This window comes from Lacticaseibacillus songhuajiangensis (assembly GCF_003946025.1).
Classification (GTDB): Bacteria; Bacillota; Bacilli; order Lactobacillales; family Lactobacillaceae; genus Lacticaseibacillus; species Lacticaseibacillus songhuajiangensis.
Genome location: NZ_RHNR01000002.1, coordinates 49,218 through 74,987 on the forward strand (window position 1 = coordinate 49,218; position 25,770 = coordinate 74,987).

The 25,770-nt window shown below is 54.0% G+C and carries 21 protein-coding genes and 1 tRNA gene; 4 read left to right on the forward strand and 18 right to left on the reverse strand.

The features are described from left to right. Nucleotides 1–78: 78 nt before the first annotated feature. Together aspS and hisS are read right to left on the reverse strand one after the other, a co-directional pair. Nucleotides 79–1,863 carry an aspartate--tRNA ligase gene (gene aspS, locus EKM97_RS01075; RefSeq protein WP_125570424.1) on the reverse strand — a complete coding sequence of 595 codons (1,785 nt, stop codon included), beginning with the start codon at nt 1,861–1,863 and terminating at the stop codon, nt 79–81. Nucleotides 1,864–1,879: 16 nt separating this feature from the next. Continuing rightward, nucleotides 1,880–3,160, reverse strand: coding sequence for a histidine--tRNA ligase (gene hisS, locus EKM97_RS01080; protein ID WP_125570425.1), 1,281 nt, complete (start codon nt 3,158–3,160; stop codon nt 1,880–1,882). 438 nt (nt 3,161–3,598) lie between these two features. On the opposite strand from hisS, the gene EKM97_RS01085 reads away from it, so the two are divergent. Beyond that, nucleotides 3,599–4,915 (forward strand): N-acetylmuramoyl-L-alanine amidase, encoded by a 1,317-nt coding sequence (locus tag EKM97_RS01085; protein WP_125570426.1) that lies wholly within the window; start codon nt 3,599–3,601, stop codon nt 4,913–4,915. Nucleotides 4,916–5,890: 975 nt separating this feature from the next. Here the strand turns inward: EKM97_RS01085 and pyrE are convergent. From pyrE to EKM97_RS01155, 14 genes are all read right to left on the reverse strand, one after another. Beyond that, nucleotides 5,891–6,523 carry an orotate phosphoribosyltransferase gene (gene pyrE, locus EKM97_RS01090; RefSeq protein WP_125570427.1) on the reverse strand — a complete coding sequence of 211 codons (633 nt, stop codon included), beginning with the start codon at nt 6,521–6,523 and terminating at the stop codon, nt 5,891–5,893. Further along, nucleotides 6,516–7,232, reverse strand: coding sequence for an orotidine-5'-phosphate decarboxylase (pyrF, locus tag EKM97_RS01095; RefSeq protein ID WP_125570428.1), 717 nt, complete (start codon nt 7,230–7,232; stop codon nt 6,516–6,518). Before pyrF ends, pyrE begins: the two co-directional genes overlap by 8 nt. Before the next feature lie 10 nt (nt 7,233–7,242). Then, entirely contained in the window at nt 7,243–10,419 is a 3,177-nt protein-coding gene (carB, locus tag EKM97_RS01100; RefSeq protein ID WP_125570429.1) for a carbamoyl-phosphate synthase large subunit, read from the reverse strand. A 25-nt stretch (nt 10,420–10,444) separates the two neighbouring features. Further along, nucleotides 10,445–11,512, reverse strand: coding sequence for a carbamoyl phosphate synthase small subunit (locus tag EKM97_RS01105; RefSeq protein ID WP_125570430.1), 1,068 nt, complete (start codon nt 11,510–11,512; stop codon nt 10,445–10,447). Continuing rightward, nucleotides 11,509–12,792 carry a dihydroorotase gene (locus EKM97_RS01110; protein WP_125570431.1) on the reverse strand — a complete coding sequence of 428 codons (1,284 nt, stop codon included), beginning with the start codon at nt 12,790–12,792 and terminating at the stop codon, nt 11,509–11,511. The genes EKM97_RS01105 and EKM97_RS01110 overlap by 4 nt, the downstream gene beginning before the upstream one ends. Continuing rightward, entirely contained in the window at nt 12,792–13,727 is a 936-nt protein-coding gene (locus EKM97_RS01115; RefSeq protein ID WP_125570432.1) for an aspartate carbamoyltransferase catalytic subunit, read from the reverse strand. The genes EKM97_RS01110 and EKM97_RS01115 overlap by 1 nt, the downstream gene beginning before the upstream one ends. 142 nt (nt 13,728–13,869) lie before the next feature. Further along, the gene (gene pyrR, locus EKM97_RS01120) at nt 13,870–14,403 is read right to left on the reverse strand and encodes a bifunctional pyr operon transcriptional regulator/uracil phosphoribosyltransferase PyrR (protein WP_125570433.1); all 534 of its coding nucleotides are present in this window, start codon (nt 14,401–14,403) and stop codon (nt 13,870–13,872) included. A gap of 1,089 nt (nt 14,404–15,492) precedes the next feature. Then, nucleotides 15,493–16,128: an HAD hydrolase-like protein gene (locus tag EKM97_RS01125; RefSeq protein ID WP_125570434.1), complete on the reverse strand. Its 636-nt coding sequence runs from the start codon at nt 16,126–16,128 to the stop codon at nt 15,493–15,495. Continuing rightward, nucleotides 16,125–16,577 (reverse strand): D-aminoacyl-tRNA deacylase, encoded by a 453-nt coding sequence (gene dtd, locus EKM97_RS01130; RefSeq protein ID WP_125570435.1) that lies wholly within the window; start codon nt 16,575–16,577, stop codon nt 16,125–16,127. The genes EKM97_RS01125 and dtd overlap by 4 nt, the downstream gene beginning before the upstream one ends. A 9-nt stretch (nt 16,578–16,586) precedes the next feature. Beyond that, complete coding sequence (locus EKM97_RS01135) at nt 16,587–18,827, reverse strand: RelA/SpoT family protein (protein ID WP_125570436.1); 2,241 nt, start codon at nt 18,825–18,827, stop codon at nt 16,587–16,589. A 98-nt stretch (nt 18,828–18,925) separates the two neighbouring features. After that, nucleotides 18,926–19,252, reverse strand: a complete 327-nt coding sequence (locus tag EKM97_RS01140; protein WP_125570437.1) for a hypothetical protein — start codon at nt 19,250–19,252, stop codon at nt 18,926–18,928. A 2-nt stretch (nt 19,253–19,254) separates the two neighbouring features. Beyond that, a complete protein-coding gene (locus tag EKM97_RS01145) occupies nt 19,255–19,995 on the reverse strand; it encodes an RsmE family RNA methyltransferase (RefSeq protein WP_125570438.1) in 741 nt (246 codons plus the stop codon). After that, nucleotides 19,995–20,897 carry a 50S ribosomal protein L11 methyltransferase gene (prmA, locus tag EKM97_RS01150; protein ID WP_125570439.1) on the reverse strand — a complete coding sequence of 301 codons (903 nt, stop codon included), beginning with the start codon at nt 20,895–20,897 and terminating at the stop codon, nt 19,995–19,997. The genes EKM97_RS01145 and prmA overlap by 1 nt, the downstream gene beginning before the upstream one ends. A 12-nt stretch (nt 20,898–20,909) precedes the next feature. Continuing rightward, nucleotides 20,910–21,410 (reverse strand): DUF3013 family protein, encoded by a 501-nt coding sequence (locus EKM97_RS01155; protein WP_125570440.1) that lies wholly within the window; start codon nt 21,408–21,410, stop codon nt 20,910–20,912. Nucleotides 21,411–21,550: 140 nt separating this feature from the next. Here EKM97_RS01155 and EKM97_RS01160 point away from each other — a divergent pair, with 140 nt between their 5' ends. Continuing rightward, on the forward strand, nt 21,551–21,787 hold the full coding sequence (locus EKM97_RS01160) for a hypothetical protein (RefSeq protein WP_125570441.1): 237 nt from the start codon (nt 21,551–21,553) through the stop codon (nt 21,785–21,787). 75 nt (nt 21,788–21,862) lie between these two features. Here the strand turns inward: EKM97_RS01160 and EKM97_RS01165 are convergent, their stop codons facing one another. Further along, complete coding sequence (locus EKM97_RS01165) at nt 21,863–23,137, reverse strand: MFS transporter (RefSeq protein ID WP_125570442.1); 1,275 nt, start codon at nt 23,135–23,137, stop codon at nt 21,863–21,865. A gap of 80 nt (nt 23,138–23,217) precedes the next feature. On the opposite strand from EKM97_RS01165, the gene EKM97_RS01170 reads away from it, so the two are divergent. Next, nucleotides 23,218–24,255, forward strand: coding sequence for a helix-turn-helix domain-containing protein (locus EKM97_RS01170; protein WP_125570443.1), 1,038 nt, complete (start codon nt 23,218–23,220; stop codon nt 24,253–24,255). 93 nt (nt 24,256–24,348) lie between these two features. Continuing rightward, nucleotides 24,349–24,436: transfer RNA gene (locus tag EKM97_RS01175), tRNA-Ser, on the forward strand. A 181-nt stretch (nt 24,437–24,617) separates the two neighbouring features. On the opposite strand, the gene EKM97_RS01180 is transcribed toward EKM97_RS01175, so the two are convergent. Beyond that, nucleotides 24,618–25,736, reverse strand: a complete 1,119-nt coding sequence (locus tag EKM97_RS01180) for a tyrosine-type recombinase/integrase (RefSeq protein WP_164507383.1) — start codon at nt 25,734–25,736, stop codon at nt 24,618–24,620. Between the last annotated feature and the right edge of the window lie 34 nt (nt 25,737–25,770).

Sequence of the window (25,770 nt, forward strand, 5' to 3'; positions counted from 1 at the left end):
ACAAGCCGCCCCAGGCAAAATGCCATGCGCAATTTCACCTGGGGCGGCTTGTATTATGTGGCATCAGCGGCAGACGGCTTACTTGTCGTCTTCTTCCGCCTTTGCTTTGTCCGTCACGTCAATGCCGAGTGGCACCAGCTGGTCTTCAGCAACCGGCTGTGGCGCACGGGTCATTGGCTCGCTGGCATTGCTGTTCTTAGGGAACGCAATGACGTCGCGAATGTTGTCCTTACCGGCCAGCAGCATGGCAAAACGGTCGAGTCCGATTGCCAGACCACCATGAGGTGGAAAACCGTAGTCAAGGGCATCCAGGAGGAAGCCGAACTGCTGCCGCGCCCGTTCTGGCGTGAAGTCCAGTGCCTTGAGCATCTTCTCCTGAATCTCACGGGTGTGAATACGGATGGAACCACCCCCGATTTCGTAACCGTTCAGCACAATGTCGTAAGACTGGGCGTGAGCCTTGTATGGCTCGGAGTCGAGCAGGTGCACGTCTTCTTCGTTTGGCATCGTGAATGGGTGGTGCGCAGGAACCCAGCGCTGGTCCCCTTCATCGAATTCAAACAGTGGCCAGTTAACAATCCAGACAAACTTGAATTCATCTTCGTTAATGAGGCCGAGGTCCTTACCGTAGTAGCTGCGCAGGTAACCCAGCGTGTCGCGGACAACCTTTGCACTGGAGGCAACGAAGAGGATCATGTCACCGGACTTGGCGCCCAGTGGTTCAGTCAGCTGCTTGCCGTCGCCAAAGAACTTGGAGATAGGACCAGAGATGCCGTCGTCAGTGACTTTGAGCCAGGCGAGACCCTTGGCACCAAAGCGCTTGATGTATTCCTGCTGCTTGTCAATCATCTTGCGGGAGTACTTGTCAGCACCACCCGGCAGCACGATGGCCTTCACCTGGCCGCCGTCTGCGACCGCACCGGCGAAGACTTTGAAATCAGAGTCTTTGACGATGTCAGAAACGTCTTGCAGTTCCATGCCAAAACGCAGGTCTGGCTTGTCGCTACCGAAACGGTCCATGGCTTCCTGCCAGTCCATCTTCTGAATTGGGGTGTCGATGTCGATGCCCTTCACGTCCTTCATGACGCGCTTGAGCAGACCTTCGGTAATATCCTGAATTTCTTCAGCAGACAGGAAACTCGTTTCCATGTCAATTTGGGTGAATTCAGGCTGGCGGTCGCCACGCAGGTCTTCATCACGGAAACAGCGGGCAATCTGGAAGTAACGGTCAAAGCCGGCGCCCATGAGCAGCTGCTTAAACAGCTGTGGGGATTGCGGCAAAGCGTAGAAGCTACCTGGGTAAACCCGTGATGGCACCAGGTAGTCACGTGCCCCTTCAGGCGTACTCTTGGTCAAATCAGGCGTTTCAATGTAGACAAAGCCATTCTCGTCGAAGTAGTGGTTCGTGGACATCGTAATCTTGGACCGGAGCATCAGGGCCTTTTGCATCTCTGGCCGGCGCAAGTCCAGGTAACGGTACTTGAGCTTGGTGTCTTCGGTTGCCGTGACATTATCATCAATATCGAACGGCGCAGTCTTGGCCTTGTTCAAAATGGTGAGCTTGTGTACTTCAACTTCGACTTCCCCGGTCTTCATGTTAGGGTTCACGGCTTCGGGCTTGCGCGCCTTAACGGTCCCGGTGGCTTCAATGACGAATTCGCTGCGCAGAGTGTTGGCCTGCTCAAGTGCTGCAGCATCAAATTCGGCAGAGAAAACGAGCTGGACGATGCCAGCGCGGTCACGCAGGTCGACGAAAATCAGGTTGCCCAGTCGGCGACTCTTTTTTACCCAGCCCTTGAGGGTCAGGGTCTTATCAACGTCAGCGGCGGTTACGTCGCCGGCGTACATACTTCTTTTTGCCATGTGAAATTAAATCTCCTTAATCATTAAGCATGCGCTTTTGCACGCCCGCAAAATCAGTGCGCAACGCGGATTGCTGAACCTCGGTCTGTTCGCCGCTCGTCATGTTCTTGACGTTGGCAGTGCCAGCCGCCAGCTCCTTTTCGCCCAGCGTAATGACCAGCTGCGCATTTTCCTTGTTAGCAGACTTGAACTGCGCTTTGGCCTTGCGATCCATGAAGTCCAGATCGACACTGCCGCCCTGCTTACGGATGTCCGTTGCCAGTTGCAGTGCGGCCGTCTGTGCGTCACTGCCAATGGCCACGATGTAGCTATCAAGTGGGTGGCTGACTTCTTTACCCGCCAGCAGCAGGAGCAGACGCTCAACACCCATCCCGAAGCCGACACCAGGGGTTGCGGGTCCGCCAAGTTCTTCGGCAAGACCGTTGTAACGCCCGCCGGCAAGAATGGTGGTGTAACCACCGCCAAATGCAGGGTCATCACTCATCACTTCGAAGATGGTGTGGTTGTAGTAATCCAGGCCACGTACCATGGTTGAGTTCACGACGTAATCAATGCCAATGGCATCCAGAGCTTGTTTTGCCTGGTCGAAATGCGCCTGTGCTTCTGGTGTTAAGTAATCCAGAATTGATGGGGCATCTTTGACAATTTCCTGATCGTGCTTGTCCTTACTGTCGAGAATCCGTAGGGGGTTCTTTTCCAGCCGGATTTTGGAATCTTCAGAAAGTTCGTCCTTGAATGGCGTCAGGTAGTCGACGAGGGCCTTGTGGAAGTTCTTGCGGCTCTCAGGGTCGCCCAGACTGTTGATTTCAAAACGCAGGTTCTTAGCACCAAAAGATGTCAGCAGTTCCCGTGCCAGCGCGATGGTCTCGGCATCCAGTAGTGGTGAATCACTGCCGAATGCTTCCACCCCGATCTGGTGGAACTGCCGCTGGCGACCAGATTGTGGCCGTTCGTAGCGGAACATTGGTCCCATGTAGTAAACCTTGTAAGGCTTACCGTACTCGGGTCCGTACAACTTGTTTTCGATGTAGGCCCGCACTACGCCCGCGGTCCCTTCAGGGCGCAACGCCATTTGGCGGCCACCCTTATCTTCGAAGACGTACATTTCCTTGGAAACAACGTCACTGGTTTCGCCGCTCGTGCGTGAAAAGACATCCGCACTTTCAAAAATCGGCGTCCGTACCTCCTGGTAACGGTAGCGCGCAAAGACGTTGCGCGCGGTCGATTCTACATACTGCCAGAGATCACTGTCTCCGGGCAAAATATCTGCAGTGCCTTTTGGCCGCTGATAAGTCATACTAGTCCCCTCTCTTCCAGAAAAAAACACCCCTCGCCTCATCGACGAAGGGTGCAAGCACGGTACCACCTTACTAATTTTACTCACGCCATAACGGTGGCTTACCGGAGCTTGTCCGCCTCCAAAGTGTCCTTCGGTCTTTTGTGGGCTCACACCGTCCCCACTCGCTTAAATGCGACCTACTCAATCTTCTTCACTGGCGCTGGAATTTATTCATTGCTATCTTACCCACTATTCCCGCTGGTGTCAATTGATACCGGCCTTTGCGCACGCATTAATGGCCGTTAGTAGATGCATAAAATCAGGTGAACGTTTTCACCGTGTAACGGGTAATTTCTTTAAGATGCTTAAGAACGCGTCTCTAGCGGCAAAAAGCGTCCAAAATCCCCCTGTTTTTTGTTATAATACTGCTAATGGAACTTTCGGGGTGCATATATTATGAAGAAAACACTACGCCTTAACCGCTGGGCCTTGGTCGGCATTACCGCCGCCCTGCTTGGTATCAGCGTTTTATCAACTACTGTCCTTGCGAATACCGATACAATTGGCGTCAAAGCGGACGTGCTTAACGTTCGACTTGGCCCTGGTTTGTCGTACAACGTGATGGGCCAAATGCAAAAAGGCAGCACGCTCACCGTCATTGGCCAGAAGAATTCCTGGTACCAAGTACGCTTAGCGGGCAATAAGATTGGCTGGGTTGCCAGCTGGTTAGTCGAGCACAACGCGGCAACCACTACCAACGCATCAGTCGCCCTTGCCAGCACCAGTCTGACCGTGCGCCAATACGGTTCGAGCACAGCCAAACAGTTAGGCACACTCGCTGCCGGCAGCAGCGTCAAAATTTTGTATACGCAAGGTAATTGGAGTCAGATTGAGTACAAAGGCGGCGCCGGTTGGGTGCACAGCAATTACCTGACCAAAACGGGCCAAACCGCAGCTGTCACCACGAGCCAATCACAACTGAGCAGTGCGACTGCCAGCGCCAACCTCAAGGTCCGCACCAATACGGCAACGAACCTGCGCGATACTGGCGGTATCAACGCCAGCATCGTTGCCAAGTTGGCTAACAACACCGAGCTCACCGTCCTTTCGCAAGATGGCGATTGGTACCGCGTGCGGACCAGCACAGGCAAAACGGGCTTTGTTGCTAGCTGGGTCGTGAGCACGCCAAGCAACGGTAGCACAAACAAGGCGGCGACATCACTTGCAGAAGCGACCATTGTCATTGATCCTGGTCATGGCGGCAGCGACGTCGGGGCCAGTTCGACTAGCGGTAAGTACGAAAAGACGTACACGCTGGAAACGGCCGATAAAATTGCCAGTCAGCTGCGTGCGGCTGGTGCCAACGTGGTAATGACGCGGACGACTGACACCTTCGTGGATCTCTCCCCGCGGCCAACACTGGCAGCCAAGTTGCACGCCGACGCATTCATTAGTATTCACTTCGATTCCACGTCTTCAGCGAACAGCGCTAGCGGCCACACGACCTACTACTACAGCAAGACTAAGGACCTAGCTTTGGCCAACGCCCTGAGCAAGGCCACAAGTAGTTTGCCGGTGTCCAGCCGCGGCGTGGCGTTTGGGAATTACGAAGTGCTGCGCGACAATACGCAACCTTCCGTGCTGCTGGAACTAGGCTACATTAATTCGAAGACCGACTTCACCCACATCAGCAGCAGTTCGTACCAAGAAAAGGTTGCTGCCGATGTCCGCGCTGGTCTTAACCAGTACTTCGCAGCTGGCAATCACCAGTAGCGCCGTCCGGCAGCGATAGCGTTGGAAATTCTATCCGCAAGTATGCTGGATTTGAAAATAGGGCTTCGACCGCAAGGTCGGGCCTGGGGCGACTTGGTTACGTGCCCGCAGGTAGGTGGCGCGGGGTCGAGCTACGCGGCCGTGGCACTAAGCGCTGAAGCGCCAAGTGCCACTGGCTCACGCCGAGCAAGCTCGGCTACCGCTAAACTTTTTGCCGAAGCCCTTGGCACAAAGTTTTACCCCGAACATGAATAGCCGATACAATACGGCTCACGCCGGTTGTATCGGCTATTCATGTTCTTTGCGCGCCACCTATCTGTGTTCACTCCACCAAGTCGCCCCAGTCCCTAAGTGCTACCACAATACTCTCACAATACTCTGGTGGGGAAAGTTTCAAACTACGCTGGCAGAAGCACCAGACAGATTTGATGGACATTTAATTGAGAAATGCTGGCACAGCGAGTGGTTCTTCAGGTTTCTCGAACGTCTTGAACATTGTGAACACAGAACTCGTTCTCGTATAGTTCCATAATTCCGTGTATTGTTGGATCTCAGACTCAATTTTTTTAGAACGTTGTTATCAGGTTTCTGTGGTGCGTTCTACTCAGTAACGTGTCGGCCACGGAGGTGAGGGGGCGCTTGGGTGGAACGATTGAGGACGGAGCGGCGAAACGAATCATGTTTGGAGATTCGGCGTTCTTTGCCGGAGCTTCGTACATGATTCGCGGGAGCGCGCATTTTGACGCTGGGTTTGCGGCAAAATCGCCAGTGAAAGCCCAAAGGGCTTGAACGGTCCCCGCCGCGCAGTCCTCAATCGTGGAACCCAAACGCACGCGCGCCGGAGTTGCCGACTACCCGCCTAGCGGCGTGAAAACACTGCAGAAGCCTGGCGTGACTTCGTCACCAAAACACTTACGCTGACAAACAGTAATAGCCCCACCAGAATAATCTGGCGGGGCTATTTGCATGCAAAATTTAGTTTTGCCAGTCGTTCGGATTGTCGCGCCACTTGGCGAGCAAAGCGAGTTCAGCGTCATCGATGTCGCCCAACTTGCGCGCCGTTGCAATTAAGCTGCTGTAGCCAGTCAGCGTGCGCAACTTAATCCCCGCATCCGCGAAGTTCTTGGTTGCAGCAGCCAGCTCATAGCTGAAAATACCTGCAACGCCGATGACGTTAGCACCTTCTTTTGCAGCTGCCGCGCACGCGTTCAAAACGCTACCGCCAGTTGAAATCAGATCATCAATGACAACAGTGTTGGCACCCTTGAGAATGCGGCCCTCAATCTGCCGCCCCTGGCCATGGTCCTTGGGCTTGGAGCGCACATAAACCATTGGCAAGTTTAGGCGTTCTGCAACCCAGGCTGCGTGCGGAATACCAGCCGTGGCCGTCCCCGCGATGATGTCCACTTGCGGATATTCACGGGCAATTAATTCTGCTAAGCCGTCCGCAATATTTTTGCGCACAATGGGGTACGCAATGGTCAAACGGTTATCCGTGTAGATGGGACTAATCATCCCGCTGGCCCAGGTGAACGGTTTGTTCGGTGATAAGGTGACCGCCCCGATGCTGAGTAAGTCACGGGCGATGATTTCATTGTAATTAGTCATGATTTTCCTCCCAAGCCTTCTTAATTTGTACGTATGCCGTAACCGGATCTGCTGTCTGCGTGATTGGCCGGCCCACTACTAATGCTGAGCTGCCCATGGCATGCGCAGTTCCTGGGGTGGCGACGCGCTGCTGATCGCCTTTGCGGCCGCCAACGGGACGGATGCCCGGAGTCACGCGCAAAAAATCGTCGCCAAGTTGCTGCCGAATTGTGTCCGCTTCAAACGCGGAACAGATTGCCCCGTCGGCGCCGTTCGCCTTGGCCAGTTGTGCTAAATGCAAAACCGCCGCCGTCATGTCTTGGTTAACCATGAGTTCCTCATGTAATTGCGTGGCACTCGTTGAGGTCAACTCCGTCACTGCCAGTAGTAATGGCGGTTCGCCAGTAGCGCCTTCGTCTAATCCCCGCCGCGCGGCGGCAATCATTTTGCTCCCCCCCGCGGCATGAATGGTGATCATGTCCGCACCGAGCTTGGCAAGCACCCGCGCACTGGCCTCAACTGTGTTAGGAATGTCGTGCAGTTTCAAATCGAGAAAGACTTTACACCCGCGCCGTTTGAGTTCCTGCAAAATGCCAGAACCGGCAGCGTAGAAGAGCTCCATGCCAACTTTGACAAACAAGTGTGCATCTTGCGAAAAGCGGTCTAAGAATGCCTGTGCGTCTGCCCAGTTGGGAAAATCGAGTGCAATAATCGGTTCGTTAATTTTCATGCTGTCACTCCTACAATGCCTGAGTTGTGAATGCCCGTGATTCCAGCACCTGCAAAATGGCCGCCGCCGTATCGATGGCGGTAAACAGTGGCACGCCGGTCATCGTGGCAGTTTCGCGAATGGTTGCAGCATCGGCGTGAGCATCCTGATCGGTTTCGACCGTGTTGATAGCCAGCTGCACTTTCCCACCGCGAATTTGGTCAACAACGGTTTCACCCGGCGCACCAATTTTGGCAACGGGGGTGTTCGCGAGGCCGTGTTCCTTGAAGTAATCAGAAGTGCCGCTCGTGGCCAGCACACAGTAACCAAGCGCCCGGAACCGCCGTGCGAGTGCGAGCGCTTCTGGCTTCTGCTTGCCGGCGATGGTGAACAACACGTTGCCGTGTTCAGGCACCTTCACTTTTGTCGCCGCAAAAGCCTTGTACAAGGCCTTTGCTAGCGTGGTGTCGCTGCCCATTACTTCGCCGGTCGACTTCATCTCCGGTCCGAGCAGGCTGTCCACGTCGGCCAATTTGGAGAAGGAAAACACGGGTGCCTTGACGTGCACCATGTCACCTGGTGTGTGCAGGCCAGTGCCGTACGGCATGTCCGCGAGTTTCTCACCCATGATGACACGCGTTGCCACTTGTGCCATCGGAATGCCGGTTACCTTACTGAGAAAAGGCACGGTGCGGCTGGCCCGCGGATTCACTTCAATCACGTAGACCTTCCCTTCGCTGACGATAAACTGGATGTTCATCATGCCTACGGTCTTCAGCTCACGGGCCAGACTGTCGGCCTGCCGCACGATTTCACTAACAATTTCGGGTGCGAAATCCTGTGGTGGGTACATAGCCATCGAGTCACCGGAGTGCACCCCGGAACGCTCAATGTGTTCCATAATACCGGGCAGCAGTACATCCGTGCCGTCGGCGATGACGTCGACCTCACACTCACGTCCAGCTAGGTAATGGTCAATCAGCACGGGGTGATTTTGCGAAACCGAGACTGCCGTCGCCATGTAGTGCCGCAGCTCGGCATCGTTGTAGACAATTTCCATAGCGCGGCCGCCGAGGACGTAACTTGGCCGAATCAAGACGGGGTAACCCACCTGCGTCGCAATGACACTGGCCTGCTCGGTCGTGGTGGCGGTGGCCCCAGTTGGTTGCGGGATGTGCAGCTTATTAACCACCTGATCGAACTCGTCCCGGTCTTCAGCGCGATCCAAGTCAGCAACCGTTGTCCCAAGAATGGTAACGCCCCGTGCTGCCAGTGGCGCGGCTAGGTTAATGGCGGTCTGCCCGCCAAACTGAACAATCACGCCTTCTGGTTGTTCCAGGTCAATCACGTTCATGACGTCTTCGATGGTGAGGGGCTCGAAGTAGAGCTTATCGGAGATGGAAAAATCGGTCGAGACCGTCTCTGGATTGTTGTTCATGATGATGGCTTCGTAGCCCGCCCGCTGCAATGCTTTGACACAATGTACCGTTGCGTAGTCAAACTCCACGCCTTGGCCGATCCGAATGGGACCAGAACCAAGCACCAACACGGATGGCCGCCCAGACTTATTGCTTTCGTTTTCTTCATCGTAAGTGGCGTAGAAGTATGGCGTGCTGGAAGTAAACTCGGCTGCACAGGTATCCACCATCTTGTAGACTGGTGTAATCCCATTTGCCCCGCGCAATTGGCGCACGCTGGTGGCGTCACTAGCCCAGAGTTTGGCAATTTCGAAATCACTGAAGCCATTGCGCTTGGCGAGCTTCAAGCTAGCCAGATCGCCCTTGCTGGCGCGCAATTGCTGCTCAATTTCCACGATGTGGACGAACTTGTCCATGAAGAATGGATCAATGCCGCTGAGTTCGCAGACTTCTGCCGGTTTATAGCCGCGGCGTAGCGCCGCCATCACGTAGAAGAAGCGGTCGTCACGGGCATGTATGATTCGTTCACTGAGCAAATCGTCATCGGCTGCCTCTGCTTCCGCTGTTTCGGGGTGAATGGCGCCTATTTCCAGCGAGCGACAAGCCTTCAGAATCGACTCCTCGAAGTTCCGACCGATGGCCATGACTTCCCCGGTCGCCTTCATCTGGGTGCCAAGGGAGCGGTCGCCGCGTTCAAACTTGTCGAAAGGCCAGCGCGGAATTTTGGTCACCACGTAATCCAGTGCGGGTTCAAACTGGGCGTAAGTGGTCTTCGTTACTGGGTTCAAAATTTCGTCGAGGTTCAAACCCACCGCGATTTTGGCCGCAATTTTGGCGATTGGATAACCCGTTGCTTTGCTGGCAAGCGCTGAAGAACGGGACACGCGCGGGTTTACTTCGATGATGTAGTACTGGTAGGACTTGGGGTCCAGGGCCAGCTGCACATTGCAGCCGCCTTCAATCTTCAGTGCGTTGATGATGCGCAGTGACGCGTCCCGCAGCATCTGCACCTCATGATCGGCTAAAGTTTGCACCGGTGCGGTCACGATGGAGTCCCCCGTGTGAATGCCGACAGGGTCGATGTTTTCCATGTTGCAGACTACCATGGAGTTGCCGCTGTGGTCGCGCATAACCTCGTATTCGATTTCCTTGTAACCGGCAATGCTCTGCTCAATGAGTGCCTGCGTAATTGGCGACAACTTGAGGGCCCCGCCACAAATCCGCCGTAATTCAGCTTCGTTATCGCACATCCCGCCACCGGTGCCGCCCATGGTGAAGGCCGGCCGCACAATCACGGGGTAACCAATTTCGCTGGCGAACTGCACGGCCGCCGCAACGGTCTCGACACTTTGCGACGCCGGAATGGGTTCACCGAGTTTCTTCATGAGTTCCTTGAACAGCTCGCGATCTTCCGCTTGGTCAATTGCGGCCAGTTTAGTCCCGAGTAGTTCTACACCGAGTTCCTTCAGAATGCCTGATTTAGACAACTCCATGGCCATGTTGAGACCCTGCTGACCACCAAGTGTTGGCAAAATGGCATCTGGTAATTCCTTGCGAATGATCTGACTGACAAATTCAAGGGTGAGCGGTTCGATGTAGACGTGATCCGCTACTTCTTTGTCGGTCATAATGGTTGCCGGGTTGGAATTGACCAGAACCGTTTCATAACCTTCTTCACGCAATGAAAGACAAGCCTGCGTTCCGGAATAGTCAAATTCTGCGGCTTGACCAATGATAATTGGACCAGAACCAATCACCATAATTTTGTGAATATCTGTACGTTTTGGCACGATGTTTGCCCCCTATTTACTCAGCTTAGTGTTTACGGTCGTTCATCAGCGTGATGAATTCATCGAATAAGAATGCCGCGTCATGCGGACCAGGTGTTGCGTCCGGGTGAAACTGCACGGAAAACGCCGGTAAGCTGCGGTGGCGCAAGCCTTCAATGGTGTCATCATTAATCTCGGTGTAGGTAGCGATGAGCTCGGTACCTACAAGAGAGTCCGCTTCAATCGCGTAACCGTGATTTTGCGAGGTGAAGAAGGTCTTACCGGTCGCGATTTCCCGAACTGGGTGGTTAAAGCCGCGGTGGCCAAAACGCATCTTGCCCGCACGGGCGCCATTCGCGAGTGCAAACAGTTGGTGGCCCATGCAGATACCCATTAGTGGGTACTTGCTTTGCAGTTCCCGGATGACGGGCAGTGCGCCCGCCTCGTCTTCGGGGTTGCCAGGGCCATTGCTGAGGAGAATACCATCAGGATGTAGTTCTTCAATCTTGCTGGCGGGTGTGTCATGTGGCACCACCGTGACGTTGCAATTGCGTTTGGCCAGTTCCCGTAAAATGCTGTACTTGAGGCCAAAATCGATCAGCACAACGCGCAGACCGCTGCTGGGACTCGGATAGAAGTTCTGGGTGGAGACACGGGCAATCTGGTCATGCCGCGGCGTGTATTGCGCCCGCTTTTCTGGCGTTTGGGCGGGCAGTTCGTTCAGCAGTGCTCCGCGTAGCACCCCGTGCTCACGAATAATTCGGGTGAGCTTGCGGGTGTCAACGCCGCTAATGCCGGGCACATTTTGCTCGCGCAGGTAGTCGTCTAGGGACATCTCATTGCGCCAGTTGCTGGCGCGACGAGCCAGTTCGTGCACGACGACACCCGTACAACTCGGTGCGACAGACTCCACCGCGTCGGCGGAAATGCCGTAATTGCCAATCAGCGGGTACGTGAAGGTAATGATTTGGTCGCAGTAGGACGAGTCCGTAATCGTCTCCTGGTAGCCGCTCATGCCGGTGTTGAACACGACCTCCCCGCTGGTTTCAATATTGGCCCCAAATGCGGTGCCGCTAAACACCGTGCCGTCTTCCAGAACTAAGTAGCGCTTCATGCCTTCTCCTCCTGCTTGTAAACCAGTTTGCCGTCAACGAAGGTGCAGTAGCAGTTGCCCCGCAGTTCGCGACCCACCCAAGGTGAATTCTTACCCTTGGAGGCAAAGTCCGCCGCGCACACCGTTTCCGCATGCGCCAGGTCAAACACCGCGATGTCCGCAGCCCCGCCTGGCAAAATGTGCCCGCAATCAAGTTCAAAAATGCGTGCTGGTGCACTCGTTAACACGTCCAGTAAACGGGTCAGAGGCAATTTGCCAGTGAGCACAAGGTCCGTGTACAGGGCCGCAAAGCAAGTTTCACTACCAGTGATGCCATTGGGTGCGCCGCAGAACCCGGCGGCCTTTTCGTCTGCCGTGTGCGGCGCGTGGTCAGTGGCCACAATATCAATCGTGCCATCTGCCAGCGCCCGTACGAGCGCGTCACGATCCGCGGCGCTGCGCAGCGGCGGGTTCATTTTGAAGTTCGTATCTTGATTGTCGGGAATGTCGCTATCCGCCAGTAGCAGGTGGTGCGGGGTTGCCTCAGCGGTTACCTGTACACCGTCGGCTTTGGCAGCGCGCACCATTTTGATTGAATCAGCCGTTGAAATATGGCAGGCATGGTAATGAGCACCGGCCGCCTTCGCTAGGGCGAGGTCACGGCCCAGTTGACTGGTCTCAACTACTGTTGGTGCACCAGGTAAACCGAGTTCCTGGGCGCGCTTACCAGCAGTCATGACGCCGCCATACTTCAAGCTATCTTCTTCAATGTGCTCAGCCAGTGGCAAGCCTGCCGCCTTGCAGCCAAGTAGCGCCTCCCACATGGTTTTGGCACTTTGAATACCATTACCGTCATTAGACACAGCCACAGCACCGGCCGCTTTCACCGCGGCGAAATCAACACAATCGCCCGCTGCGCGATTAATGGTGATGCTAGAATACTGCTTCACATGGACGACCGCCTCTTGTGCGTTGCGGTCAAGCATGTGCTTGATTCGTGCCGCATTATCGGGCACTGGTTCAACGTTCGGCATGGCCGCAACAGTGGTGAACCCGCCGCGCGCTGCCGCGCGACTGCCGGTCGCAATCGTTTCTTTGGCCGTCTGCCCTGGGTCGCGAAAATGGACGTGGAGGTCGACCAAACCGGGTGTCACAAGTTTGCCTTGCAAATCCAGCACGGTTGCATTGTCTGCACTCAGGTCTACCCCCAACGCGCTAATGCGGCCATTTTGCAGCAGAATGTCACCGTCAAAGAATTCACCATTCACATAGATGTGACCGTTTTTCAGCAAATAGTCCATTAATTAAGTCCTCCAAGATGCCGCGCTTTCAGAACCCGTTCAATCATCGCCATGCGCATGAATACCCCGTTGCGCATTTGCAGCGCAAACTTGCAGCGCTTCGTGGCTACAAGCGCGCCGTCTAGTTCCACGTCGCGGTTGATTGGCCCCGGATGCATGATGATGGTACTAGCCTTGAGCCGCGCCGCGCGGGTCACAGTCAAGCCGTATTGCTCGCGGTATGCGGCCTTACTAAAGCCGCTCTCACTGGCGTGCCGCTCATGCTGCACCCGGAGCATCATGCAGACATCAACTGTGTCCAAAACATCATCGATTTTGACCAGCTGTCCAAATTGGTCAAAGCTATGGTCATACCATTCTTCTGGGCCCGCAAACAAGACAGTTGCACCGAGTTTACCCAGCACTTCCGCATTGGAACGGGCAACCCGTGAATGACTAATGTCGCCGCAAATCAGAACCCGTAAGCCCGCAAAATGCCCAAAAGTTTCCTTGATGGTCATGAGATCCAGCAAACATTGTGAGGGGTGTTCCCCCGCCCCATCGCCGGCGTTGATGATGCCTAAATCCAGGTCTGGACTGCTAATCAGGTTGCGGTAGTAGCCGTCCTGACTATGCCGCATCACCGCTAAGTTGATTCCAATCGCATCAAGTGTGAGCAACGTATCGTGCAGGGTCTCCCCCTTGGCAACGGATGAGTGCTGCGGATCAAAGTTCACAACCGTCATTCCCAGCTTGCGTTCAGCCATTTCGAAGCTGGTGTGCGTCCGAGTGCTGTTTTCAAAAAAGAGGTTCGCCGCGTAAACCGGTTTGCTCAAATGAACTTGTGCACCAGCTTTGAACGCCTCGGCGCGGGTAATCAATTCGCCGATAGTTTCAAGATCAAAGTCGCGCATGGAAACAATATTTTGCATATTCTGCATTGGGTGGGCAATCATATTTTCCTCCTTGTTGGCACAAAAAAACCGGGCTGCTCTGAGAGTAGTCCGGTCCCTTTTAGACGCAGTTAAACCGCGTTTAAGCCAACCACCATTTTGCTCTCTCTGGAGACAATTAAATCGTATCGGATAAATTATTTAGTTAGATATTCTCAATAGCGATGCCGTCGCTGCCATCCACTTCCTTAACGGAGACGCGAATCTGTTCGTCAAGCGAAGTTGGAATGTTCTTGCCGACAAAATCAGCGCGAATCGGCAACTCGCGGTGCCCGCGATCAACGAGCACGGCAAGGGTAATTTTTTCGGGACGGCCAATGTTCATAATGGCATCCATGGCGGCACGCGTGGTGCGGCCGGTGAATAGAACATCGTCAACCAAAACCACATTCTTGCCGTTGATGTCAACTGGGATTTCAGAGCCGTGCACTTGCGCCTCATCGGTTCCGGCGCGGTGGTAGTCATCACGGTAAAGCGTGATGTCGAGTTCACCAACGGGCACCTTGGCGCCTTCAAGCTGTTCGATACGCTTAGCAATCCGCTGCGCGATGTAAATCCCGCGCGTCTTGATGCCGACAATCACGATGTCGCCAAGCCCCTTGTTCTTTTCGATAATTTCGTAAGTGATGCGGGTCAGCACACGCTGCATGCCAACTGCGTCAACTAGTTCCTTACTCAAAATGTTCCCTCCCTGACCATTTCCGAAAAAAAGCCTCCCGTCCGCAGGCGAGAGGCTACATTTACCCTTAAAGGGCTCTGTTTCCTTCTCAGCCTCACGGGACTGATGTTAAAGGACTTTTCTGTTGCAATAACAGTACACGATACTGCTGATATTGTCAATCTTCTGTAGTAAATTGTAACGCTGTCCGTCAGCGATAGCATTTCAGTGACGAGGTCACGCCGGGCCTCTGCGGCGTTGTCAGACCACCGTTAGGTGGTGGGGTCGGCAACTCCGGCGTGAGTGCGCTTGGGCTGCGTTCCGGTGAACTACGTCGGGCGGGACCGCTTCAGGCGGCTTCGCCGTCTTCCGCTGGCAGATTTGCCGCAAAACCAGCGTCAAATCTACGCTCCTGAGATGATTGTGTGAAGCCACGACGGCAAGACCAGCCGTCCTGTCTCCAAACAATCATCTTTTCGCCCGACTCCGTTCCCTTCGCTCCGCCCAAGCACACTCACGCCTCCGTGGCCGACACGTTACTGAGTAGAAAACACCACGAAGGCCTGGTGACAACGTAATGAAACGCCAGGTTGAAGTCTGCTACACATGGTTTGTGATACTGGACGATGACTATCTCAGGAGCTGGTAAAGGCCGTGGTAACAATGTTCAGCAAGTTCGATGCAGACATATACACTGATGCCTGCATCAACATTGCTCAGTACGTGTCCAACTTTGTTTGGCACATCCACCAGCGTAACCTGAAACTTTCACCACCACAGTCACATGAATGCACGTCGGAACTGGGCCGGATTAGCGGCAGCGGACGGGAAGGGGGTGCGTGCCCACGAAAATGGCGGTGTATGTTTCGCACACGAACTTTGTGCGAAATGTACACCGCCATTTTCGTTAGGAGCGGGATTTTGCCGCCGGGTTTGCGGCAAAATCGCCAGTGGAAGACAGCACAGCTGGCTGAAACGGTCCCACGCACACCCTTCCCAGGAGCGAAGCTAATCCGGCCCAGTTCCGACCTTCAGTCTAAGCACTATTTTCATCCTTGCGGATGATTTGATTGAAAGTTTCATAACTTACGCTGGCGGACGGCGACAACATCAAGCTTCGAGAAAATCGACGATAATCGGCAACGCTTCACGCAGCGTTGGCGCGGTGAATTCGGCGTGCGGCGCGTCATGTAGCCCATCGATGTCGATGTAGAGACTGTGGCAACCAGCGGCAACTGCAGCTTCAGAGTCCAGACGTCGATCTCCCACAACTAGCGTCTGCTGTGGATCAAGACTGAACTTGGCCAGTAGGTAGTTAATCGACTCGGGATCCGGCTTACGCTTAAAGTGCATGTCGATCGTCGTCCCACCGGCGAAAGCATCATCCAGGCCGTCACGCTTCAACAAGCGCCAGGCCTTCTGGTCGCGGTGCGTCCACAACAAGTTCATGTCTCCCCGCTCCTGCACGGCTCTAATTACTGTTGCAGCCCCGGGGTATGCAAGTGGATCTGCGTTGAGAACCACTTCATGTGCATTGTAAGTTTCCTGAATGGCTTGGCGGTCAATGTGGTGCGCCGCAGCGATGTCGTCGAAAACCTTCTTCATTGAGTCACGTTTGATGGCAATCAATAACTCATCAGCATCCCCACTGATGCCATAATCATCAAGTGTGGCCATCAGTGCACGCACCATGCCTGGGTAGGTATCAAAAAGTGTACCATCAAAATCCCAAATTACAGCTTTCAAAAACCGAGCACCTCCGAATCCAAAATCATCGTCACTGGACCATCGTTCACCAGTGCCACCTGCATGTCTGCACCGAACTCACCAGTCGCAACTGTGAGGCCTAGTGTCCGCAAATCAGCGTTGAACTGATCGTACAAACGGGTACCCAACTCCGGTTTAGCGGCATCGGTAAAACCGGGACGGTTGCCTTTGCGTGCATCGGCATACAAGGTGAACTGGGAAATGGACAAAACCTCGCCGCCCGCAGCACTGATGTTCTGGTTCATTTTGCCCGCATCATCACTGAAGACGCGCAACTTGGCGATTTTGGCCGCCATTTTGGCAACAGTCTGCTCATTATCATCTGGGCCGATGCCCACCAGGAGCATGAACCCGCCTTCGATGGCGCCGCGCACTGTGTTATCGATGGTCACCGACGCACTCGTGACGCGTTGTGCTACTACTCGCATGACAGCCTCCTAACCGTTAGTTCGCTTGACTTCGTAAATATCGGGAATGTTCTTAATAGCGTCAATCATGCGTTCGAGCTGCGCCAGATTGTTAATGCCAACCGTCACGTGAATGTCCGCCATTTTGTCGTGGTCCACTCGACCATTAATGTTGTTGAGGTTCTTAGTCTGGGCATTCAGCGTCTGTAGCACGTCGTTGAGCAAGCCGCTGCGGTTGTAGCCGTAGATTTCCAGGTCAGCATTGAAGGATTGCGTGTTGTCGAACTTCTGACGCCACTTCACTTCAATCAGCCGTGAGGACTCCTCGCCTTCTGCCGCGACGTTCGGGCAATCAGCACGGTGAATCGTGACCCCACGCCCCTTGGTCACGTAACCGACAATGTCGTCACCCGGAACGGGCAGGCAGCATTTGGCCAGGTGCACCAGCATGTTGTCAACGCCTTCGATGATGACGCCCTCGTTATCGCCGGCCTTCTTCTTGCCGTTATTCTTCTGCTTGCGCTCCTTGGAAACTGTCGTGACCTTCTTGTTCTGGTCCAGGATTTCCTGTTCGCGCTGACGCTGCTCGGCTTCCTCCTTCTCGCGGCGGTACTTCTCAGTTAGGCGGTTGGCAACTACTAGTGGTGTCAGTTCGCCATAACCGATGGCAGCGAGCAGTTCGTCCTCGGTCGCGTAGTTGAGGCGCTTCAGAAGTTCTTGCATCGGCTGCTTATCCATGAAGTCGCCGGGCTGCAGGTCCATTTCCTTGAGCTGGTGCTCAAGCATGTCGCGGCCCTTAACCGTGTTGTCTTCCTTATCTTCCTGCTTGAAGTAACGACGGATCTTGTTCCGCGCGCGGGAAGTGAAGACAACGGTGACCCAATCGCGGCTCGGCACACTGGAAGAACTCGTCAGCATTTCGACGATGTCCCCATTCTTGAGCTGGTAATTCAGCGGCACAATTTTGCCGTTGACCTTGGCGCCGACGGTGTGGTTCCCGACTTCAGTGTGCACGAGGTAGGCAAAATCAAGCGTGTTACTGCCCTTGGGCAGTTCAAACACGTCGCCGCGCGGGGTGAAGACATAGACGCGGTCCGAGAAGATGTCGCCCTTAACGCTATCGACAAACTCATGCGCGTCATCGGTTTCGTCCTTGAGTTCCAAAATTTCGCGGAACATATCCAGCTTCTTGCCAGCGGCGTCGTATTGCACTTCGCTCGTCTGGCCTTCCTTGTACGCCCAGTGGGCCGCAACCCCGTATTCAGCGACGTGGTGCATTTCTTCCGTCCGGATTTGGACTTCGAGCGGCTTACCGGCGGGGCCGATGACCGTCGTGTGAATACTCTGATAGAGGTTGGCCTTAGGCATGGCAATGTAGTCCTTAAACCGCCCTGGCATTGGCTTCCACTTGGTGTGAATCACCCCGAGCACGGCGTAACAATCCTTGATGGACTGGGTAATCACCCGCACGGCAAGCAGGTCATAAAGTTCACTGAACTGCTTGTGCTTGTCACGCATCTTCTTGTAAATGGAGTAGATGTGCTTTGGCCGGCCGTAGATTTCGTACTGAATGTCGGTGCCCGCTAAGGCCGCGTTGATTTCCTTGATGGCAGACTGAATATAGCCCTCACGTTCAGCACGCTTGGAGTTCATCAGGCTGGCAATTCGGTGGTATTGCTGCGGGTTGAGATAACGCAGCGACAAGTCTTCTAGCTCCCACTTGATGGTGCTAATCCCCAAGCGGTCCGCTAGTGGCGCAAAAATATCCAGGGTTTCGGTGGCGATGCGGCGCTGTTTGTCAGGGCGCAAGTGCATCAGGGTGCGCATGTTGTGCAAGCGGTCAGCGAGTTTCACCATGATGACACGCAGGTCTTTGGCCATCGCAATGAGCATCTTGCGGTGGTTTTCGGCGAGTTCATCCTTGTGCGCAACGTAAGTGACCTTGCTGAGTTTGGTCAGGCCGTCTACAATGACCGCAACATCGTGGCCGAAGAGCTCGTTAATGTCGCCGAGCGTGATGTTGGTATCCTCGACAACATCGTGCAGGTAGCCTGAAGCCACGGTTTCGGGATCCATTTTGAGGTTCGCCAAAATACCCGCAACTTGAATGGGGTGAATAATGTAGGGCTCCCCACTCTTGCGGTACTGGTCCTTGTGCACGTACGCCGCGAAGTCATAGGCGCGCTGCACGAACTTCAGATGTTCTTCATTCATGTACTTCGCACACAGGGCCATAACATCCTGCTGCGTCAGTTCTGGTTGTTCTGCCATTATTATCGCCGTCCTCATACAATAAAAGCACGTCCTCAAAAGTACGTGCTTTCTGTTTGCTATCTATTTATTTATTATACAAGCGTGTGCGGAAAAAGCTAGTCTTTCAGTAGTGCCAGCAGGTTCATCACGACGTAAATGGGCACGAACCAGTAGTCATACTTAGCAAAACGCAGGAAAACCATTCCGGCGAACAAAATTGGGAAGACGAGGAGCCACCACCAACCGAGACCGTTCTTTTTGATTGAGCGGCCAATCCACCAGGCATAAGCGCCATCCATAATCAGAAACAGCAGCCCAACGCGCCAAGCGATGGACAAGTGCACTAGTTTGAAGATAAAGGGCATCAGCACCGCCATGACGACGTTGGTAATGAGAAGCAAACTGAGCGGCTTTTGCCACCAGGCATTAATTTTTTGAAGCAATATTATTCATCCTTCCCTAATTCCGTTAGTGCAGACACCGCACTGAGTAAGTATAGCGGTGCGGTTTCCGTGCGCAGAATGCGTGGCCCGAGTCCTGCGGCCTTGTAACCGGCTGCGGTCAGTTGCGTCAACTCTTCCGGCGCGATTCCCCCCTCGGGGCCAAACACAACGACCAGATCATGCGAAGCAGCGCGGACGCTTTGCAAAAGTTGCGCGGCCTCGCCCTCCTTGGCACTTTCTTCATAAGCGACTAAACGCTGGTCGGCTTGCAATTGGGCCGCGTCCGTCAGGTTCGCCATGAACTCAACGGTTGGTACGAGGTTGCGGTGGCTCTGTTCAGCCGCCCCCCGTGCAATGAGTTGTAGTCGCTCAAGTTTGCGGTCAGCCTTGCTTGCTTGCCAGCGGGCGGTGCCCCACTGGGAGTTGGCAAAAATAATCCGGCTGACCCCCAGTTCCGTAGCTTTTTGTGTGACGAGCTCGGCTTTTTGCGCCTTGGCGATGCCGCAAACGATGGTCACGGCTAGCGGTAATTCCACCGCTTTGGTAATGTCTGCGCCAACTGTGACCGTGAGTGGCTTGAGGTCGGCAATGGTCACCACGTAAGCATGCGCGGTACTGTCGGCTAACTCAAACTGGGCGCCAGCCTGCATCCGCAGCACCTGAACGGCGTGCTTTTGCACAGCGGCATCCAGTTCAACCGTCATGCCTGACGTCAGCGGCTGATTGTAGAAGTAACGCTGCATTAGTCTGCCTCCGCCAGTTGGGCGCGGAAAGCCACCCAGTCGCCGAGACGATGCTCTTCGGCAATCTCAAAACCGTTGGCGAGCAACGTTTCCTTAATGAGCGGTGCTTTTTCGCTAATGATACCAGCCAGCAGTAAGTTGGCCCCCGGCAGCAGGTGTGCTGGCACCTGCGGAATCAGCGGCACAAGCACAACTGGCAACATGTTAGCGAGCACTAGCTTGTACTTGGCATCTGCTGGCACGTTCGTCAGCAAGTCGGAACTAATCACTTCGATGTGGTCAACAGGATTCAGCGCAATGTTCTGCTGCGCACTGGCAACCGCGTCATCTTCCAAATCAGTTGCGAGTACCGACTTAGCGCCCATGCGCATCGCCGCGATGGCCAAAATGCCGGAGCCGGTGCCAACGTCAAGGACGCTTTCGTCGCCGCGGATGCAGCCTTCGAGCAGCCCAAGGGTCAGGCGCGTACTCGGGTGCGTTCCCGTGCCAAATGCGCGGCCTGGATCCATAATGAGCTGGATTTCACCGGGTGCGGCTGCGGGTTGTTTTTCCCAGCGCGGTACAACACTGAGGTAACGGGTAATGCGCACCGGGTGGTAGTACTTCTCCCAGGCGGATGACCAAGCGCTGTCGTCAACGCTGCCGTCACTAATGGCGGCATCTTCAGTGGCAAAACCATATTCGGCCAAATCGCGCACATTTTGCAAAACTTGCGGGGCAACTTCAGTCAGCGCTGTGGCTTCAGCGAAGAAGCCCGTCACCGCTGCTTGATCAGCCGGAAGCTGTGCACCGGTGGTCGCGTCATCAACCTGAATGCCCTGCGCACCGGCTTCAATTAGCACGTTGCTGACCATTTCTTCGGCGGCCGCGGCAGTCGTGACAGTTAGTTTAAGCCATTCCATAAAACGTGCCTCCTAGTACTTGGGGTATGGGAAGAACTGCGCAGCCTTGGCGGCGGGTTGTGCTGCGAGCGCTTCGTCATATGCTTCTTCGTTGAATTGCACTTGGAAGTTATCGTCCTCACTCGTGCCGTCAACAAAATCGAGCATGTCACTTTCACCATCGTCCAGCACCTGCTGGAAAGTGTCAAAGAAGGCGTCAACCGTTGCCTGGTCAATCCCCTTCTTGCCGTTGAACGGAATCACCTTCAGGTACTGGTCTGCGTACTCATTGCCGTCCATTCGCGTTTTGTCGTAAAACAGCACCGCATCTTCGTAAGAAACGCTACCGTCCTCGGCCGTCTCGCCTTCCTGGTCTTCAATCTGGAAATCCTGGTCGGTGGCAACGGTGATAATGTATTCCAGTTCAATAGCGTGGGCTTCTTTGTCCCAATTGAGGTTGACGTCGCCGTCGAAGTCAAGCGCGTCCATTTTGTCGCCGATATAGTCAAGCATGTTCGTTGTGTCTGTAGCCATAAGGTTATCCTTCCGCTTCTGTAATCCGCCCAGTGGACGGTTGTCATTGGCTAATATTAACGCAAAATTGGCGGCGGCAAAAGTCCAGTAGCCAGGCGAAAACGTTACCGCTATACTATTATTTAAGGAAGTGACCAACTATGGACGAAAAAGAACGCCAGCTGCGCATGCAAATTGCCACGATTAGCGACCAACTAATGAGTGAACGTTACACGGAAGATCAAGTCGAGAAACGTTATGATGAGTGGCGCCGCGGTAGCATAGAGGCTCCCACTGCGGCTGAAGAACACGCTTTTAGTATGAGTGAGGCACGTGAATTTACGGAAGAATTATTGGTGCGGGTATTGCTGGCAAAAGATGATACAGATAATGATTAAGCTTAACTAAATATGTGGGCGTAAACGCAAAAGGAGCACCGACTGAGGAATTAACAGTCGGCGCTCCTTTTGCGTTCACTTAGTTGCATCTGCTAAATCTGGCTCGTGCACCCGACGTGCCACGATCACAATCCCAACGATAAGTGCCACACTACTGCCGCCATAAATGCTCCAAGCGGGTACTGCCCCGAAGGCGTTAATGAGAGCTAAGAAAACGGCTTGGCCGATGGGTGCAGCAATCAAGGCAACCATGCTAATCACGCCCTGCGACTGCGCCAGGTGGTCATTATCAATTTCGGTCATCAAAATGGCACTGATGCGCGGATTCACCTTCGCGGTCAGGTAAGTGGTGAGCAGAATTGCAAGCGCTACGAGCAGCTGACTGCGCCCGTAGATGAAGGCTAGTGCCAAGAGCCCCATGCTCGCGGTAATGCCGATGGTTAGGGTCAGGATGGGCAACTTTTGCAGACCATCATTAGCAAACAACGCCCCCGCGACCATGCCGATTCCGAACAGCGCATTCATGATGGCCACGGTGAAGCCGTAGTCACCCAACCAAAGTTGGTGCATGCTCAGCAGGCTAACGCTCATCAGCCAGTCCATGCTGGTGCCGAGAATATTGATGAACACGGCGACCACCATGACGACGGCGATGAAGCGATTGCGCGCTAAATAGCGAATGGTTTGTCCAGCGCTACGAATAAAACTCTCCTGCTGGACTGCCGGTGCGGATTGCGGGCTGGGAGTCGTCTTGTCCGCCACTGCCAGTTGCCGGCGCCGCAACATGATGAGACCCGCTGCCAGCGCGAACGAAACCGCGTTGAGGAGACCAAACAGTGCGTAATTATGGTTCAAAAGGATAATCACGCTGGCCCCCACTGCCCCAAACACGAGCTGAATTGTGGTATTACTGGCTGTTTGCAGAGACAAAGCACTGTTGAGTTCAACTGTGGGTACGGTGGCTTTCAAGATTGGCATGCCCAAACCATTGGCGTACTCACCCCAAATATCCGAGACAATGTTGATGAGCAGCAGCATGCAGAAGATGATGAGGTTGCCGCGCTGCATAATCAAGGCCGTGAGCACGAGGAACAGTCCTGCCTGCACGAGGTAGGTGCGGATGAGACCGCGACTTTTGCGGCGCGTCTTATCCGCCCAATAGCCCGTGAGTATGGCAAAAAGTGCCGGTAATAAGCCCGCCATACTGGCTAGGGAGACAGCCAAAGCCTTAAACGGCATGGTTGCCGCGTAAATAATGAACACAATATTGTAAAGGCTATTGCCAATGCCATCAATGGCTCCTGCCGCTAAAAGCGTTCGGTAAGCGGCGTTAGTTTTGAGTTCGTGCATCCTGATCACTCCTTTTGATATTCACAGAATAATCGCAGCAGGTTATAATGTGGTCATAATTATCCAATAGGAGAAAAAAGATGGCAGCAAATTCTTCCACGCAGGCGGCTGGCGCTTTGTTCCGGCAACTAAGACAAGAACGCAACACCACCCTGCAGCAGATTGCGGACGCGCAATGCAGTGCGGCCTTCATCAGCAAGTTTGAACGCGGCGAGCGGGACATCAGTTTCACCCGCATGCGGCACCTGCTCGACCGCATTAACGTGTCTGTCGAGGAGTTCATGTTTCAGTTGAACGCACAGTCGCAGGAGGCAATCCCCCGAGGTCAGTTGTTCTCAATGAATGTCGAACTCCGCCACATTCACCTAAGTGCCGCGTACTTTCAACCCTTTCTAAAACTCGTACAACTGAACGCGCAGCAAAATGCCTTCCAGCTAACTGAGCAGGACGTGCAGGAGTTGACGCATGCTGGGGATGATGTGCTAATGCTTGGCGATGGCAATTCACGCTGGCAGCGCTTCTACCGTATTTACCGGCGAATTCTGATTGCGGTGGCGAAAACCAATTTGCAAGGTGATTATGAGCACAGTGATTTTGCCTCGCTGGACGACATGCAGCACAGCTTTGCGGAGTGGAGTCGGCCGGTTACCGCTTATCTATACGGCGTGGACCGTTGGGGCACTTTTGAATTCTTCATGCTGCGCCAATTTCAAACTTCGATGACGCTGGACGCACTCCGGCGCTTCACCAAACTCGCCGTTCGGCGCGCAGCAGGCACCGACTTTGATGCCAACCACGAACTGCTCTATGGCATTCTGCAGGGTGCCTTCACCCGCTTCGTGGCCGCGCGCGCGTTTCAAGATGCGGCGCAATGCATTGAGTGGCACCATGAACTTAATATTAATGAAGACACTTACTATGGGCTCTTAAATCGCTTCATGGGCGGCTGGCTGCTGATTCATGAAGGCCAGGTGCAGACGGGCAAACAGCAATGCGAGCGGCTAATCGCGCTGCTCAAAGAAATTGGTTTAATGCATACCGCCCGGCTTTGGCATGAGTGCCTGGACATGGTGATTGCCAGTTACGAGCAGCCAACAAAATTCAGTATTTTCTGGTAGACAAACCAACCCGCCATGCCAGTGCAGCGCTCTTTTCACATGTGAATTCTTTACAGATGTGGACAAGCTTGATATAATAACTTTCGTTGTTATGGAGAGTTGGCAGAGTGGTAATGCAACGGACTCGAAATCCGTCGAACCGGCTAATACCGGCGCACGAGTTCGAATCTCGTACTCTCCTGAATAAACGTTGATATATCAGCGTCCCGCAGCCTTTCGGGGTTGCGGTTTTTTGTTGCTTTCAAACACCTGTTTGGGTCGAAATCGGCCTTCCAGTACCAATGCAGTACCAGTTCGAAAAATCAGACCGCCGTTTTTGGCGGCAAACGTGTCCGGAATTTCATGTGATCAGACCTTTCTTTTTAGAAGAATTTGTCGAGGGCATCGGCGGTTTCGCGTTGCTTGTTGGGGAAAAGATGCCCGTAAGTGTCAATCGTTGTGACGATGCTCGCATGCCCCAGTCGTTCCTTGATGATCGTGTACTCTGTTTCTTGGTCGATCAACAAGGCGACGTGTGAGTGCCTGAAATCGTGAATGCGAATCTGCTTCATCGTGGGATCACGCTTGCAGATACGTTTGTAGCGCATGCGGATCGTATGCTTATTGCGGCGTATCAGCGTTGCTTGGAACATTGGCGTATCTTCGCTCCAGTCGAGGGCTAAGTCGTGCTTAAAGAGTTTCTGTTGCTGTTCACGCCATTGCAGAAGCAAGGCGATCATGCCTTGGTTGAGACTAATACGGCGATTACTAGCCTTAGACTTCGGCGGGGTAATGACATCCACGCCGCCGCGCCGGAACACAGACTTGCTGACAGTAAGTTCCTTGCGTTTGAAATCGAGATCCGACCAGTCCAGCGCGCATAGTTCGCCAACCCGCAGGCCGGAGAAGAACAGCAGTGAGAACAACACGTACCAGTCGAATTCCTCTGGCAGATGAATCAGCGTGGTAAACGCGTGAAATTCATCTGGCGTGTAGAACTCCATTTTCTTGCGTTCGATTTTGAGCTTCTTCACGCCAATACAAGGATTTTCGACGATCACTTTCTCCTCAACGGCGACATCGAGAATCAGCTTTAACTCAATCAAGGTCTTGTTGTTGGTGTTATTGCTCAAATCACGTTCCTCGGTGAGCCATTCTTGAAAGTCGCGGATGTGCTCGCTGGTCAGGCGCTTAATATCGGCATTGACGAAGAACGTCTGGATATAGCGCTTGTACACGGCACGTTGGGACTGCAAGTAGGACGGCTTGATATGGATCTTCACGCGGTTCACGTACCGCTCGAACAATTCATCGAAGGTGACGGTTTCTTGATTGAACAGCCGATCGACGCTAGTACGCATCATCTCCTTTTCAACTTCGCGGGCAGCTGCCATTGAATGAATGCCTTGTTTCTTCTTGCGGCGTCGCTTGCCGGTGACGGGATCAGTGCCAAAGGAGACACTGACAACATAGGTACCATTAGGTGCTTGGGTAATACTCATTTCATACCTCCAAATAATCGAAGGCACGCTTGCT